The organism is Pseudalkalibacillus sp. A8 (genome assembly GCF_045920555.1).
GTDB lineage: Bacteria > Bacillota > Bacilli > Bacillales > Fictibacillaceae > Pseudalkalibacillus.
Map to the genome: position 1 here is coordinate 3,571,769 of NZ_CP174509.1, position 13,439 is coordinate 3,585,207.

At 42.1% G+C, this 13,439-nt stretch carries 14 protein-coding genes; 4 read left to right on the forward strand and 10 right to left on the reverse strand.

The genetic code is table 11. From position 1 onward, the window contains the following. Nucleotides 1-15 precede the first annotated feature (15 nt). The 4 genes from ACJROX_RS18440 to ACJROX_RS18455 are packed head-to-tail and all read right to left on the reverse strand — an operon-like array spanning nucleotide 16 to nucleotide 4,586. On the reverse strand, nucleotides 16-1,239 hold the full coding sequence (locus ACJROX_RS18440; RefSeq protein ID WP_408006670.1) for a hypothetical protein: 1,224 nt from the start codon (nucleotides 1,237-1,239) through the stop codon (nucleotides 16-18). Next, nucleotides 1,236-2,444, reverse strand: coding sequence for a DUF58 domain-containing protein (locus tag ACJROX_RS18445; RefSeq protein ID WP_408006671.1), 1,209 nt, complete (start codon nucleotides 2,442-2,444; stop codon nucleotides 1,236-1,238). The genes ACJROX_RS18440 and ACJROX_RS18445 overlap by 4 nt, the downstream gene beginning before the upstream one ends. Further along, complete coding sequence (locus ACJROX_RS18450; protein ID WP_408006672.1) at nucleotides 2,441-3,391, reverse strand: AAA family ATPase; 951 nt, start codon at nucleotides 3,389-3,391, stop codon at nucleotides 2,441-2,443. Before ACJROX_RS18450 ends, ACJROX_RS18445 begins: the two co-directional genes overlap by 4 nt. Continuing rightward, nucleotides 3,366-4,586, reverse strand: a complete 1,221-nt coding sequence (locus tag ACJROX_RS18455) for a DNA polymerase IV (RefSeq protein WP_408006673.1) — start codon at nucleotides 4,584-4,586, stop codon at nucleotides 3,366-3,368. The genes ACJROX_RS18450 and ACJROX_RS18455 overlap by 26 nt, the downstream gene beginning before the upstream one ends. Nucleotides 4,587-4,681: 95 nt before the next feature. Here ACJROX_RS18455 and ACJROX_RS18460 point away from each other — a divergent pair, with 95 nt between their 5' ends. After that, nucleotides 4,682-4,855 (forward strand): hypothetical protein, encoded by a 174-nt coding sequence (locus ACJROX_RS18460; protein ID WP_408006674.1) that lies wholly within the window; start codon nucleotides 4,682-4,684, stop codon nucleotides 4,853-4,855. A gap of 42 nt (nucleotides 4,856-4,897) precedes the next feature. On the opposite strand, the gene ACJROX_RS18465 is transcribed toward ACJROX_RS18460, so the two are convergent. From ACJROX_RS18465 to ACJROX_RS18485, 5 genes are all read right to left on the reverse strand, one after another. Further along, the gene (locus ACJROX_RS18465) at nucleotides 4,898-5,368 is read right to left on the reverse strand and encodes a MarR family winged helix-turn-helix transcriptional regulator (RefSeq protein WP_408006675.1); all 471 of its coding nucleotides are present in this window, start codon (nucleotides 5,366-5,368) and stop codon (nucleotides 4,898-4,900) included. A gap of 374 nt (nucleotides 5,369-5,742) precedes the next feature. Next, the gene (locus ACJROX_RS18470; RefSeq protein WP_408006676.1) at nucleotides 5,743-6,873 is read right to left on the reverse strand and encodes a M20/M25/M40 family metallo-hydrolase; all 1,131 of its coding nucleotides are present in this window, start codon (nucleotides 6,871-6,873) and stop codon (nucleotides 5,743-5,745) included. 39 nt (nucleotides 6,874-6,912) lie between these two features. Next, nucleotides 6,913-8,460 (reverse strand): acyl-CoA carboxylase subunit beta, encoded by a 1,548-nt coding sequence (locus ACJROX_RS18475; RefSeq protein ID WP_408006678.1) that lies wholly within the window; start codon nucleotides 8,458-8,460, stop codon nucleotides 6,913-6,915. A 2-nt stretch (nucleotides 8,461-8,462) separates the two neighbouring features. Then, a complete protein-coding gene (gene mce / locus ACJROX_RS18480) occupies nucleotides 8,463-9,305 on the reverse strand; it encodes a methylmalonyl-CoA epimerase (protein WP_408006679.1) in 843 nt (280 codons plus the stop codon). A gap of 67 nt (nucleotides 9,306-9,372) precedes the next feature. After that, a complete protein-coding gene (locus ACJROX_RS18485; RefSeq protein ID WP_408006680.1) occupies nucleotides 9,373-11,028 on the reverse strand; it encodes a methylmalonyl-CoA mutase in 1,656 nt (551 codons plus the stop codon). 161 nt (nucleotides 11,029-11,189) lie between these two features. On the opposite strand from ACJROX_RS18485, the gene prli42 reads away from it, so the two are divergent. The 3 genes from prli42 (at nucleotide 11,190) to ACJROX_RS18500 (ending at nucleotide 12,939) form a co-directional block, all read left to right on the forward strand. Continuing rightward, complete coding sequence (gene prli42 / locus ACJROX_RS18490; RefSeq protein ID WP_221565450.1) at nucleotides 11,190-11,279, forward strand: stressosome-associated protein Prli42; 90 nt, start codon at nucleotides 11,190-11,192, stop codon at nucleotides 11,277-11,279. A gap of 200 nt (nucleotides 11,280-11,479) precedes the next feature. After that, nucleotides 11,480-12,082: an IMEF encapsulin system ferritin-like cargo protein gene (locus ACJROX_RS18495; protein ID WP_408006682.1), complete on the forward strand. Its 603-nt coding sequence runs from the start codon at nucleotides 11,480-11,482 to the stop codon at nucleotides 12,080-12,082. Nucleotides 12,083-12,087: 5 nt separating this feature from the next. Then, complete coding sequence (locus tag ACJROX_RS18500; RefSeq protein WP_408006683.1) at nucleotides 12,088-12,939, forward strand: family 1 encapsulin nanocompartment shell protein; 852 nt, start codon at nucleotides 12,088-12,090, stop codon at nucleotides 12,937-12,939. Nucleotides 12,940-12,966: 27 nt separating this feature from the next. Here ACJROX_RS18500 and ACJROX_RS18505 read toward each other — a convergent pair whose 3' ends face one another. Next, the gene (locus ACJROX_RS18505) at nucleotides 12,967-13,437 is read right to left on the reverse strand and encodes a hypothetical protein (RefSeq protein ID WP_408006684.1); all 471 of its coding nucleotides are present in this window, start codon (nucleotides 13,435-13,437) and stop codon (nucleotides 12,967-12,969) included. Between the last annotated feature and the right edge of the window lie 2 nt (nucleotides 13,438-13,439).

Sequence of the window (13,439 nt, forward strand, 5' to 3'; positions counted from 1 at the left end):
GTGTCAGCCCTTTTCTCACTCTATATCTTTTTTCGTGGAGCGATATTTCTCTTTCGCCCAGGTGACCATTTTCGCAATTGAATTACGATATTCTTCAGCTTCAGTTTCTAAAACCTCTTTATCCCCGTATCGGACCCTTTTATAAATCCGGTTAATTTCACCTTGTAATTCTTTTGGTGCGTTGATACGTTCCATCCATTCAGACACAGATTCATGGGTGTAACGACCAAAAGTATATTTACCCATTTTCTTTTCCAACTTATATAACTGTTTACGTATAGGGTTTGAAGGTGGTTTTGACCTTCTGAATCCATTATAGACGCTTTGTTCCAATTCACCAATTTTTCCAGACTCCATCGTTGCTGTAACTGCCGAGTATTTCATCAATTTGATTTTATTCTTATAGAATTTATAACCAAGCCATGCCGCTAGGCTGAGGCAAAGCAAAATGAGCATGTTGATGAGCAGGTCTGGAGGCTCCGTTAACATTACATCCCCTTGCTGTACTTCCACTATATCATCTTGACCCTCTCCCCCTTCATTTTCTATGGCTTTAGGATCAATGATCGAAGCAAACCAAGTGAAAAATGCATTTAGGGGGAGGTAAAAGATACCCGATAAAACAGTGGTGACCACCTTCAATATAAAGAAAGCAGTTGATTTGATCACCGGAAGGAATACAGCAATGATTACAGAAAACAGGAAAAAGCTTGAAATCAAGTAGACTAGAAATCGTTTAAGCTTTTTATTTCCAGGTTGATGCATCATCATTCGGTTGAGCCTGACGAATGAGAACAAACAAAACTGTACGATTGATATCCAAAGCACGTAAAACATTTGGTCGTTTGTCTGGTAAAGAAAAAAGAATAACATCGTTCCAATAATTGTAGAGACGAAGATAGGGAACTCTTGTTGTATATCAGGATCAGCGTAATGCTTGGAATAACGGAAAGCAGTGACGGGTCCGAGAATTGCCAAATAAAACAACTCCCCGTCTAAACCGGTGAAGTAACCAACCGTCCAGACAACGGGAATCGATAACAGAACTTTGCCACTCGTAAGCCGTAGTCTTGGATAGACCAATTCATAAAGTATCCCGCTACCAACCATGACGGTCACTGTAGGGATAAATACATTATCATTATATGGAGCATATAACCACATCGTAATCAACAAAACGAGAAGGATATCCATGGAATAATTCAACCACCGGGATCGGATGGAAGCCCATATACTCATGAAATCGACCTCCTCACCATATACCTATCCAGCTTTGCTGTATCTTCATCAATAATGACTTTATGTAGATTGATCCCTTGCCTGATCCATCGATTATAAAAAGCTGAATCTGTTTGATCATCACCAAGTAGAATGACCACGGTAGAGTCAATCTGTTGTCTATTGAATAGGGATAGGACTCGGAACATCGGCATTTTGATGCTGTTGATATTCAATCTTGCCAAAAGCTCTAACGCTTTGACCAGATGAGGTTTTCCTTCCCCTATCTCCAAGTGCAGATAAGGGAGTCTTCCCATCGTTTTGATATTCACGTAGATTTCGAATGGGATATGGTTCTGTACTGCATATTGACATAAATAAGCTGTATAGCTGATCTGCCTTTCAAGCAGTTCTGATTCGCCTACACGGGCCACTTCCTTAGGATCGAGGATGACATTCATAAATATTGTCCATGATTGTGATACGGTTTTTTCATGAAGCTTAGTCTGCATTTCTTCCATTCTAGCAGAGGCTTTCCAATGAATCCTTTGGAAAGAATCACCTGGGAGATAATCCCGTGTGCCGACAACTAAAGTATGGTCCTCATACAATGAGGACGGAACCGGCCGAGTACCTTGCTGCAACTTTATCAGGTCTTCTACGCCCGAGACTGGAAGAATCGTAGGATATATGATGAACTCGGTTTGGACCAGACGATCATTGATCATTTTAACTGATGCTAAGCTGAGTAAATCGGATACATGAAATTCGAGATTCGAAAATTTCGCTACACCACGTTTAAGTCCTTTGACATTGAATGTAATACACTTTTCCTCTTTAGGAAAATAGGAAACCGGCAAGATGTATTCGTTTGCATTTCTTCGTTCCTCACTCGGTTTTACATTTGTAAATTCCGCATCATTGGTCATTAAAAGCCTTAACTTTGTATTGAACACAGGCAATCTGCTATGGTTGGACACCGTTAGTCTCCATGGAGTTTCATCCCCTGGAAACATCCGTATTTTCTCTTTAGGGTTTGGATAAAAGAGCTTCCTTGTAAGTACATCCATATAATAAATCGATAAATAGGAACTCAATCCTATCAATATCCCTGCCCAAAACATCAGATACGATTTACCGTATAAGGCAAAAATAATCAGTAGGATTGCAAGTACTCGAAGGATCCTCGTACTTCTATCCGAATCCATGATTATTTTCCAGATCATTGTTTGACAGCTCCAGATTCGACTGGAACCTCGATAACATCCAAAATGTCCGTGATCACTTGTAATTGTGTTTTTCGTAGTTCCCCCTCCATCGATAAAACGAGGCGGTGTGCCAGCACGAACGGTGCGAGCTTCTTACAATCCTCCGGAATGACATAATCTCTTCCATTGAGCCAAGAATAAGCTTGTAATGCTCTCATAAAGGCTAACGTTCCTCGCGGGCTTACACCTACTTCAATATTTTTTGATCGTCGGGTTTCAAGGATGATCCTTAGTATGTACTCCTCAATTTCCTCGGATAATCGGACTTCTTTAATCATCTTCTGCATTAATATGATTTCTTCTGTTGTAAAGACAGGCTCTAACCTTTCAATCGGCTCTTCATTCCGATAAGCCCTCATCATTTTTTGTTCCTCATGTAAAGAGGGGTAACCGACATTCAATTTTAGTAGGAATCGATCCATTTGCGCTTCAGGCAATGGGAAAGTTCCATGTGATTCGATCGGATTTTGTGTAGCTAATACGATAAATGGATCTGGGAGGCCATTCGTCACTCCATCAATTGTTACCTGTCTTTCTTCCATCACTTCTAGCAGACTCGATTGTGTCCTTGGTGTAGCACGGTTGATTTCATCAGCAAGAAGGACATTCGTCATCACAGGACCGAACCTTGTTTCGAATTCTCTCGATTTCGGGTTAAGGTATTGAATCCCCGTAATATCTGAAGGCAAAACATCTGGTGTAAATTGAATCCTGCCGAATGAGCCTGCAATCGATTTTGCGATGCTTTTCGCGAGCATCGTCTTACCGGTGCCTGGCACGTCTTCCATCAACACGTGTCCTCGCGCCAATAAAGCTACTAAGATCAATTCAACGCTTTCTTCCTTGCCGATCAATACCTTCCCGATCGACTCCTTCACTTCATTCAGTTTCATTTTCACTTCCATTACCGACATCCCCCTTTTTCTCTACACCTCTTCGAATTAATCGATTACCATACTTACGATTAAGACGGTCCAGCGTTTCGAAAAGTTGCTCATCTTTCGTATGTTCTTTATATGAAAACAAGTCCAATTGTCTGGTGGCACTGCTTTTATCAATAACCTGGGTGGCAGTGATTCCTAACAACCGGACTGGTCGTTCATCCCAATGTTCTTTGAACAGTTTATTGGCGATTTCAAATATTTCTTCTTTCTGCTGGATTGGATTAGAAAATGTCTGGCTCCGGGTGATTGTTTTGCGGTTTGCATAACGAATGGTGATTTGGATCGAGGTAGTAACGACTTTCTTTCGTTTCAATCGTTGTTCGAGTGACTGTGAAAGCTCTCTTAGAACTTTTGCAGCTTTATCGACTTGTACTATATCTTGAGGTAAAGTCGTGGACGTCCCTACTGACTTGAATTCATTTGAGGCCTCTGGGTCTACAAGTCGATCATCAATCCCTTTTGATCTGTTCCATAACTTTTCTCCATTTTTGCCAAGTTGTAATTTGACTTCTTGAAGATTCTTGGATGCAAGGTCGCCAATTGTATATATGTTCACCTTATGGAATTTTTCCATCGTCTTCTTTCCTACACCATGCATTTCTTCAATCGGTAACGGCCAAAGTTTTCTAGGCAGTTCTCTTTTTCTTAATATCGTAATTCCGAGGGGTTTCTTCATATCAGATGCCATTTTAGCTAAAAACTTATTCGGCGCGATTCCAATACTGCAGGGTAAATGCAGTTCATCCATCAACCGGCTCTGAATTTCCTTCGCCATTTCGATTGGTGAATGATCAGAATACCTTTCTGTAACATCCATATATCCTTCATCAATTGATATCGGTTCGATTAGATCGGTATACTCTAATAACAAATTGAACATCTTTCGAGATGCATTACGGTATCGTTCAAAAGATGGCGGCATAACGATCAGGTCTGGACATTTTTGTTTCGCCTCCCAAACCGTCATAGTTGTACGTACACCTTGTGCTCTTGCCTCATAACTGCTTGTAACAACGATTCCTCTTCTCTCCTCGACATTTCCAGCTATTGCAAGGGGTTTTCCACGTAAACTCGGATCAAGAGCACATTCTACTGAGGCGTAGAAACTGTTCATATCAACATGGAAGATTATTCTAGCTGTTTTTGCCTTTTTCAACATGAACCACCTCACCTCGGTACAAAACGCCGAATATTTCGAATGTTCTACAAAATAGTGATAAAAGAAGCTATAAACGGAGGGAGGAAATTTTTATGTACAATCGAATTCGACATTATTCATGTACGCCTTACCCAGCTGTTCAGTCGAAGGTTTTCGATTCTTATGAACACCTGAGGTTCCTCCATCAACGCTCCCCCACGATTTATGAGCTTTCCATCCCTGTCGGCAAATCAGTTGAACGGATCATTGATGCAATGGAGTTTTAGTGGTTAATATTCGAAGACTCTCCGTATGATCCACTATTGTCATTAACTACCCTTTTTCATCGCTTTTGCAGTCTGTTCTGTCCACTCTATGAATTCACTTCCATGGAAATGCCTATTCAATTCCCGATGAAATTTCAACAAATCTTCAACAAACTTTTTGTTTTCATTTGAATCTTCCCTGAAGTCTTCAAGATACTCGTATAATTTATACGAAAATTGCTTGGATTCTTCGTGTTTTTCTTGGCCTTTATCTGTTAATACAGCATAGGAGACCCTGCGGTCAGAACTCTTTTTGATGAGCGTGATGAGGCCTTTTTGTTTGAGACGTGTGATGACTTGCATGACAGTTGATACATCCCACAATCCAATCGTTGCGATTTTCGTTATGGTTGCTTCTTTTTCTAGGTGTACAATCCAAAGTACGTGTTGTTCTGCCTGTGTAAGTCCGATGCTTCTCGCTGATTTCTGCCACTCTTCTTCTAGTATTTTATAAGTTCCTCTCAGATAATTCATCATGATATGTAGATTAGGTATATTCACTACCAGCGCCTCGCTTTCTATATTCTATTTCATAGGCATTAAAAGGTAGTTTAATATTAACATATATTGTAAAAGCCGACACCTTTCAATGCTTATCTTACAAAATTCGCTGCTTTAGGCCTGAATTTGCCTAGAACTATGGAAGGATATAAAATAAGCTGTTAAATAGGAGAAAGTAAACTTAATACGTTTACAGTTACATCCATAGTACCCCGTTACTTTCATTATAAGCAAAGTCTGTTTTCCTTCATTGTTGATATTTACGAAATCCACTCCCAACGCCTAAGCAAAAAAAGAAGCTGACCGGAGGAGGTTTTTACTCCGTCCAGTCAACCATTATCGATGTATTACTTTGAACTGCCAACCTCTTCAATTATCCTGACGACCAACTCAGATGTTTTGACAAGCTCTTCAATCGGCATGCGTTCATTTGTCGTGTGAATCTCTTCGTATCCTACAGCTAAATTTACAGTTGGAATACCGAAGCCAGCAATAATATTTGCATCACTTCCGCCGCCGCTTTGTTGAAGCTCTGGTTTTCTCCCTACTTTTTCAACAGCTTGTTTCGCTACTTCAACGACATGGTCACCATGATCATATTTGAATCCTGGATACATGACGATTATTTCGATATGTGCTTGTCCACCCATTCTCTCGGCTGTGCTTTCGAACGCATCCTTCATCTTTTGAGCTTGAGCTTCCATTTTTTCAGGAATCAATGAGCGGGCCTCAGCTAAAATATCGACATGATCGATGACGATGTTCGTATTGGTTCCTGCACCGCCTTCAAATCTACCGATATTCGCTGTCGTTTCTTCATCAATTCGACCAAGCGGCATTTTTGCGATTGCCTTAGCAGCAATCGTGATCGCGGATACTCCTTTTTCTGGTGCAACCCCTGCATGTGCAGTTTTACCTTTAATCGTTGCCTTGATTTTAGCCTGGGTCGGTGCCGCAACGATGATATTCCCGACTTTCCCATCTGAATCAAGTGCAAATCCGTATTGAGCATCAATATGGGCCGGGTCAAGCTCCTTCGCCCCCACAAGTCCAGATTCTTCTCCGACTGTAATGATGAATTGTATCTTACCATGAGGGATTTCCTGTTCCTTTAACACTCTGATCGCTTCGAACATCGCTGCCAGTCCTGTCTTGTCATCTGCACCAAGGATTGTTGTCCCGTCACTCTTTATATATCCATCTTCAACGGATGGTTTTACCCCTTTGCCTGGAAGCACTGTGTCCATATGAGAAGTAAAATAGATCGAGTCGGCTTTTTCGTTTGTAGCTGGTAACGTGCAAATCAGATTACCAGCTCCATGGCCTGTCTTTTCTTTTGATTCATCTTCAATTACTTCTAAGCCTAGATCGGAAAATTTCTTTTTAAGAATTTTTGAGATTTCTTCTTCATGTTTTGTCTCAGAGTCGATTTGAACCAATTCTAAAAACTCCTCGACGATTCGGTCGTGGTTTATCATGTATGTCTCCTTTCGCAAGTATCCAAAATAAATCACTCTTTATAGAGGGATGTTTCCATGCTTTTTATAAGGGCGGTTCACTTTTTTGTTACGGAGCATATGTAATGCCTGTGTAAGTTTGATTCGGGTTTCTCTTGGATCGATGACATCGTCTACCATCCCTCTGGCTGCAGCGACGTAAGGATTCGCAAATTTCTCGCGGTATTCTGCGATCTTTTCCTGTCTTGTCTGCTCAGGATTTTCACTATTGTTGATTTCTCGTGCAAATATGATGTTCGCTGCTCCTTCAGGTCCCATGACAGCGATTTCCGCATTCGGCCAAGCGAACACAAGATCCGCCCCGATTGACTTGCTATTCAGCGCCACATAGGCTCCACCATATGCTTTCCGGGTGATCACGGTAATTTTCGGAACAGTAGCTTCTGAATAGGCATACAGAATTTTAGCTCCATGTCTTATGATACCGCCATGTTCCTGTTTAATGCCAGGAAAAAAACCTGTTACATCCTCAAATGTGATCAACGGAATATTGAAACTGTCACAGAAACGGATGAATCGCGCTACTTTGTCAGAAGAATCGATATCTAAACCTCCAGCCATCACCTTAGGTTGGTTACAGATCAAACCGATCGCTTCACCGTTTATTCTACCGAACCCAACAACGACATTTTTCGCAAAATCCTTGTGCACTTCCATAAACGAGTCTTCATCGACAATCTCCAGGATAACATTTCTTACATCGTAAGGGCGAATCGTCTCGAAGGGAACGACATCGGCAAGGTGTTCTCGGTAGTCGGTTTCGTTTTCCACTTGTTTCGGTTCGGGCTTCTCCTCACTGTTTTGAGGTAGATATTCAAGTAGACGACGTACTTCAATCAGTACTTCTTCTTCAGTAGGTGCTGTAAAATGGGCATTACCGCTTTTCGTCCCATGTACCTTTGCGCCTCCTAAGTCTTCCGAACTGATTTTTTCTCCTGTTACCGTTTCGATCACTTTTGGGCCAGTGATAAACATTTGGCTCGTTTTTTCGACCATGAAGACGAAATCAGTGATGGCAGGGGAATAGACGGCGCCTCCAGCACACGGCCCTAAGATGACAGAAATTTGTGGGATGACCCCAGAATAAATGGAGTTTCTATAAAAAATCTGACCATAGCCATCTAAAGAAACGACCCCCTCTTGAATTCGAGCCCCGCCTGAATCATTTAGGCCGATAAAGGGAGCGCCGTTTTCTGCCGCTAGATCCATCACCTTGGCTATTTTTTGCGCGTGCATCTCTCCGAGTGCTCCACCGAAAACGGTAAAGTCTTGTGCGAAAAGATAGACGGATCGCCCGTGTATCGTTCCATATCCTGTTACGACCCCTTCTCCTGGTGCATGGTTTTTATCCATGCCGAAATCCGAGCTGCGATGTTCTATGAACGGGTTGATCTCTACGAAGCTCCCTTTATCAAGAAGCAGGTCGATCCGTTCCCTTGCCGTCAGCTTCCCTTTTTCATGCTGCTTTTCAATTCGTTCATCGCCGCCGCCCATCTCGACCCTGCGGCGTCGATCATATAGCTCATTGATTTTATCATAGATGTCCATTCCTACAAACGCTCCTTCGATGGTTTCTCACATAACTCAAAAAGTACACCATTTGTTGATTTTGGATGCATGAATGCAATGGAGGCCCCACCTGCACCAGGCTTAGGCGTATCATGAATCATCCGGATGCCCTTTTGCTTGATTTCATCTATCCGGTCTTGAATGTTTTCTACTCCAAAAGCCACGTGATGAATTCCAACTCCGCGTTTTTCTATAAAGGATTGGATAGGACTTGTTTTTGAGGTCGGCTCCAACAACTCCAGCTTGACGTTGCCTGCATCAACAAACGCCACTTTCACTGATTCTGAAGCAACCTCCTCAATACCTTCTAACTTCAGTTGTAGTGTTTCTAAATAAAAAGGCAATGATTCGTCGAGAGACTGGACAGCTATACCTATGTGATCGACTTTTTCAATCAAATCCACAGGGTGTTCAAGAGAAATCCCATCACGTTGGCACACGACTTTCTCAATGTATTTAGCGGTTTCAATGGAAGGTGTCCCTGGCGTAAAGATTTTTTTGATACCTTGCTCCTCTAGAAACGGAATGTCTTCCCAAGGAATAACACCTCCGCCGATGACGATGATATCACCCGCCCCTTGCGCTTTCAAGCCTTTTACGATTTCAGGGAAAAGTTCATTGTGAGCACCCGATAAACAGGACAAACCAATCGCATCGACATCTTCCTGTATAGCTGAAGCGACGATCTGTTCGGGCGTTTGTCTTAACCCAGTGTAAATAACCTCCATGCCATAATCACGCAATGCCTGTGATATGATCAAAGCTCCACGGTCATGACCATCCAGACCTGGCTTTGCAATCAATACACGTATTTTCTTTTTCATCTCCACTACCTCCGTATCCCTGCGTATAATTTATTTGTGCAGGTTTAATCACAGTTGTGCACCTGTATTAAATGCCTGTAAACTCTCCGAATTCTTCACGTAAAACGCCGCAAATCTCACCGATCGTACAATAGGAACGGACACATTCCACAATATGAGGCATCAGGTTGTCTGAGCCTTGGGCGGCACTTCGGAGCCTTTCTAACTGAGCGCTCGCTCGTCGTTGATCTCGCCTGGACCGTACTTCATCCAATTTTCTTATCTGATTGGCACTTAGTTCTGGGTCAAGTCGATGAAGTTCTGGCTTCGGCTCATCATCTAATTGATATGCATTCATGCCGACGACAATCTGCTCGCCTTTTTCGATGGCCTTTTGCATTTCGTAAGCGGTATGATGTATTTCACGCTGCATATATCCTTGTTCGACAGCAGATACAGCACCGCCTAAATCGATTATTTTATCTAAATAACGGTTCGCTTCTTTCTCTAAATCATCTGTTAAAGATTCTACAAAATATGAACCAGCAAGCGGGTCTACCGTATCCGCTACACCGCTCTCATGCGCAAGGATCTGCTGTGTCCTTAAGGCTATTCTAGCAGATTCCTCTGTCGGAAGCGCGAGCGCTTCATCTCGTGAGTTCGTATGCAAGCTTTGTGTTCCCCCAAGAACCGCAGAAAGTGCTTGCACAGTGACACGGACGACATTGTTGTCTGGTTGCTGGGCAGTCAGTGTCGAGCCGCCTGTCTGTGTATGGAACCTTAGCTGCCAGCTCTTCGGGCTCTTCGCATGATACACTTCCTTCATGATTTTAGCCCACATTCTCCGGGCAGCCCGGAATTTTGCGATTTCTTCAAAAAACTCATTATGTGCATTGAAGAAGAATGCTAAACGAGGCGCAAACTGATCGATATCCAATCCGGCTTCAAGGGCTGCTTCTACGTATGCCTTCCCGTTCGCGATGGTGAAAGCTAATTCCTGAACTGCTGTCGCACCTGCCTCACGAATGTGATAGCCTGAAATACTGATCGTGTTCCATCTTGGTACGTGTTCCGCACAATAGGCGAAGATATCCGTAATCAATCTCATGGAAGGCTTCGGTGGAAAAATATACGTACCTCTAGCAATATATTCTTTTAAGATGTCATTCTGGATCGTGCCCGAGATTTTGTCTGGCGATACTCCCTGCTGTTCGGCCACAACGATGTACATCGCTAAAAGGACAGCGGCTGGAGCATTGATCGTCATTGACGTACTTACTTTATCTAACGGGATATCTTTCAACAAAGCTTCCATATCTTCCAGAGAGTCGATTGCAACACCGACTTTACCTACTTCCCCCTTTGACATGGCATGATCTGAATCGTATCCGATCTGAGTAGGAAGGTCGAACGCTACCGATAACCCAGTCTGTCCTTGATCAAGAAGGTAACGGAACCGCTTATTCGTTTCTTCAGCAGAACCGAAGCCCGCATATTGGCGCATCGTCCAATGCCTTGCACGATACATTGTAGGTTGGATCCCTCTCGTATAAGGGAATTGGCCAGGAAAACCTAACTTCTCCATATATGTTGAATCTAATTGTTCTGGGAGATATAAACGCTCTATATCAATGTTGGAAGAAGTTTGGAACGCTTCCTTCCGTTCAGGAAATCGATCCATCAACTTTTTTGTCGTATCTTGCCATTCTTTAAACAATTGTTTAAACTCATTTTCATGTTCCATTCTAGAAGCCTCCTTTTGCATACATGTTTACCATCTATTTCACTTCTCTATGAAAGCGGTTAACTCCTGCATTTTCACAAAAAAACTCGACACGCTTTGCGCTTGTACCGCCATCTGTTTCTCTGTACAATAGGATGTAAGAATCCTAGGAGGTAATATCTATGCGCAATAAATGGATGAAAATCATGATTTATTTGATGATCATCGCCATGTGTATTTCACTTCTTGCAAATGTGGCATTCATGTTTTGATACTGGTCGTTTTCAACCCTAAATCTCGACAAGGATGAAGGATAAAAAGAGATGAAATTGGAAATGATGGTTGAATATGGAGAAATCTTTAAAGAAAACGTGGCAAAGACTAGCCTTTTGCGTAGGCTGAGCCATAGATACCCTTTTTTGAAGAAAGTATTTTATACTTTCTTTAAATGTAAAAAGGAAGGTGAGAAGCAATGTCTGAAAACTTCCAAGAGTTGAAAAACATATTTTCGAGAACTGAGGATGCATTGAAAGTTTTCATGGGTATCCTTGAACCGACAATCGAAAATGCTAAAGATGAACATGAACGACTTTATTTTCATCATATTTATGAAGAAGAAGAACACCGTCAGGACCGACTGGCGATGGTGAATCCTAAGCTTGATTATTTTATCGGTAATCCTGAGGCTTCCCATTCATCCAATCATGAATTCATCAGGCTTTTACAAGATATCAGTCTTGAAAAATTCGGCCTTCATAATTTCTTAGAGCACTTGGATCTCGCTTTGTTTCAATTCAAAGATACGGAGCATGAAGCAAGCTTGAAAAGCTTACGAGATATGACGTATGAGGATTATCAAACGATCAAGGCGATGCTGAATGATTTGAATGATCAGTTCGAAGGAGTAGTGAGCACTCGGGCATCGATTCCGACTGATGAAAAGGAAGATAAAGCAGAACATTTGAAAGTGGAATTGTATACAGACCAACCTTCACACCAGAACCCAAGAAAACCATCATCACCCGCAGGACGTAATAAAAAAGGATTGACAATAGGAAGCCTTAAAGGGAGGTAAATAAAATGAACAAAATTGACGTATTTGCAGATTCCCCGTTAAGTGATCGCGATTGGCAGCAATTAGATTCGACGATTATGGACAGCATCAAACGACAGCTGATTGGCAGACGATTCATCGACATTTATGGTCCTCTAGGCCAAGGGGTACAAACGGTAACAAACGATGTATATGAAGATAAAGAAATCGGTTCAATGGGCTATCATGGTGAGAACCTCCAGCTTTCTGAACCGACCAAACGTGTCAATCTCACCATACCTTTGCTTTATAAAGACTTCATCCTCTACTGGAGAGATATCGAACAAGCGAAAACGCTGGACATACCAGTCGATTTTTCTGCAGCTGCAAATGCTGCAGCACAATCAGCTCTTCTTGAAGATGATATGATCTTTAACGGTGCAAAAAGATTCGATCTAGAAGGATTGATGAATGTAAAAGGACGGCTGACCCACATTCGTGAAGATTGGATGAAATCAGGCAATGCGTTCTCCGATGTCGTCGAGGCGAGGAACAAACTTTTGAAAATGGGACATAGCGGTCCGTACGCTTTGGTGTTATCCCCTTCCCTTTATGCGTTGATCCATCGTGTCCATGAAGGAACACACGTATTGGAAATCGAACATATCCGTGAATTAGTGACGGATGGGATCTATCAGTCACCTGTCCTCAAAGAGGATTCTGGCGTTTTGATCGCTACCGGCCGAGAAAACCTGGATCTTGCGATTGCAGAAGATTTTGATTCAGCGTTCATGGATACTGAACATATGAACTATCTTTTCCGTGTTTATGAAAGTTCAGTGCTCCGGATCAAACGTCCTTCGGCGATCTGTACACTCGATTCCCCAACCAAAAAGTAGAATCCTGAATGGGATTCTACTTTTTTACTAAGCGATTTTGAATGAATTTTTAAGCGGCTGTTTCTTCAAGTAGGTCAGTTCCGCATCCTGGTAAATGGCATCTTCACCGATATCATTGATGATGGCTGCAACCTCTTCTTCAAATATCGGTGTACAAGCACCTTCGTTAATTTCGCATAAACGTTTCAAATATTCGATCCGTTGACTTGTTTTTTGTTCTTTATAGTGGCTGTTTTTCAATTCTTTTATCGGACAATGGCGACAAGAGGCCATCATACTAATATCCTTAACGTTCACAATGTATTTCTCGCCATCATCGGTAACGAACCCGACCGAATAAAACGTCGAGCCAGAAAAATCGATGTTCGTAATGACTGGATATGTAAATTCTTCCCCAGTGCTCAAACGTATACGACTTGCTTCAATTGCTCCACCAATTTTCCGCTCATTTGTCAAAAGTGTATGCATATCAGTGAAGCCATTTACATCGTAACCCATTT

Bases quoted from the DNA above. Each gene is read 5' to 3' on its own strand.
- ACJROX_RS18505 (WP_408006684.1), bottom strand. From the start codon at position 13,437: ATGGGTTACGATGTAAATGGCTTCACTGATATGCATACACTTTTGACA.
- prli42 (WP_221565450.1), top strand. From the start codon at position 11,190: ATGCGCAATAAATGGATGAAAATCATGATTTATTTGATGATCATCGCC.
- ACJROX_RS18450 (WP_408006672.1), bottom strand. From the start codon at position 3,391: ATGGAAGTGAAAATGAAACTGAATGAAGTGAAGGAGTCGATCGGGAAG.
- ACJROX_RS18475 (WP_408006678.1), bottom strand. From the start codon at position 8,460: ATGGACATCTATGATAAAATCAATGAGCTATATGATCGACGCCGCAGG.
- mce (WP_408006679.1), bottom strand. From the start codon at position 9,305: ATGAAAAAGAAAATACGTGTATTGATTGCAAAGCCAGGTCTGGATGGT.
- ACJROX_RS18500 (WP_408006683.1), top strand. From the start codon at position 12,088: ATGAACAAAATTGACGTATTTGCAGATTCCCCGTTAAGTGATCGCGAT.
- ACJROX_RS18440 (WP_408006670.1), bottom strand. From the start codon at position 1,239: ATGAGTATATGGGCTTCCATCCGATCCCGGTGGTTGAATTATTCCATG.
- ACJROX_RS18495 (WP_408006682.1), top strand. From the start codon at position 11,480: ATGTCTGAAAACTTCCAAGAGTTGAAAAACATATTTTCGAGAACTGAG.
- ACJROX_RS18465 (WP_408006675.1), bottom strand. From the start codon at position 5,368: ATGAATTATCTGAGAGGAACTTATAAAATACTAGAAGAAGAGTGGCAG.
- ACJROX_RS18445 (WP_408006671.1), bottom strand. From the start codon at position 2,444: ATGATCTGGAAAATAATCATGGATTCGGATAGAAGTACGAGGATCCTT.
- ACJROX_RS18485 (WP_408006680.1), bottom strand. From the start codon at position 11,028: ATGGAACATGAAAATGAGTTTAAACAATTGTTTAAAGAATGGCAAGAT.
- ACJROX_RS18460 (WP_408006674.1), top strand. From the start codon at position 4,682: ATGTACAATCGAATTCGACATTATTCATGTACGCCTTACCCAGCTGTT.
- ACJROX_RS18470 (WP_408006676.1), bottom strand. From the start codon at position 6,873: ATGATAAACCACGACCGAATCGTCGAGGAGTTTTTAGAATTGGTTCAA.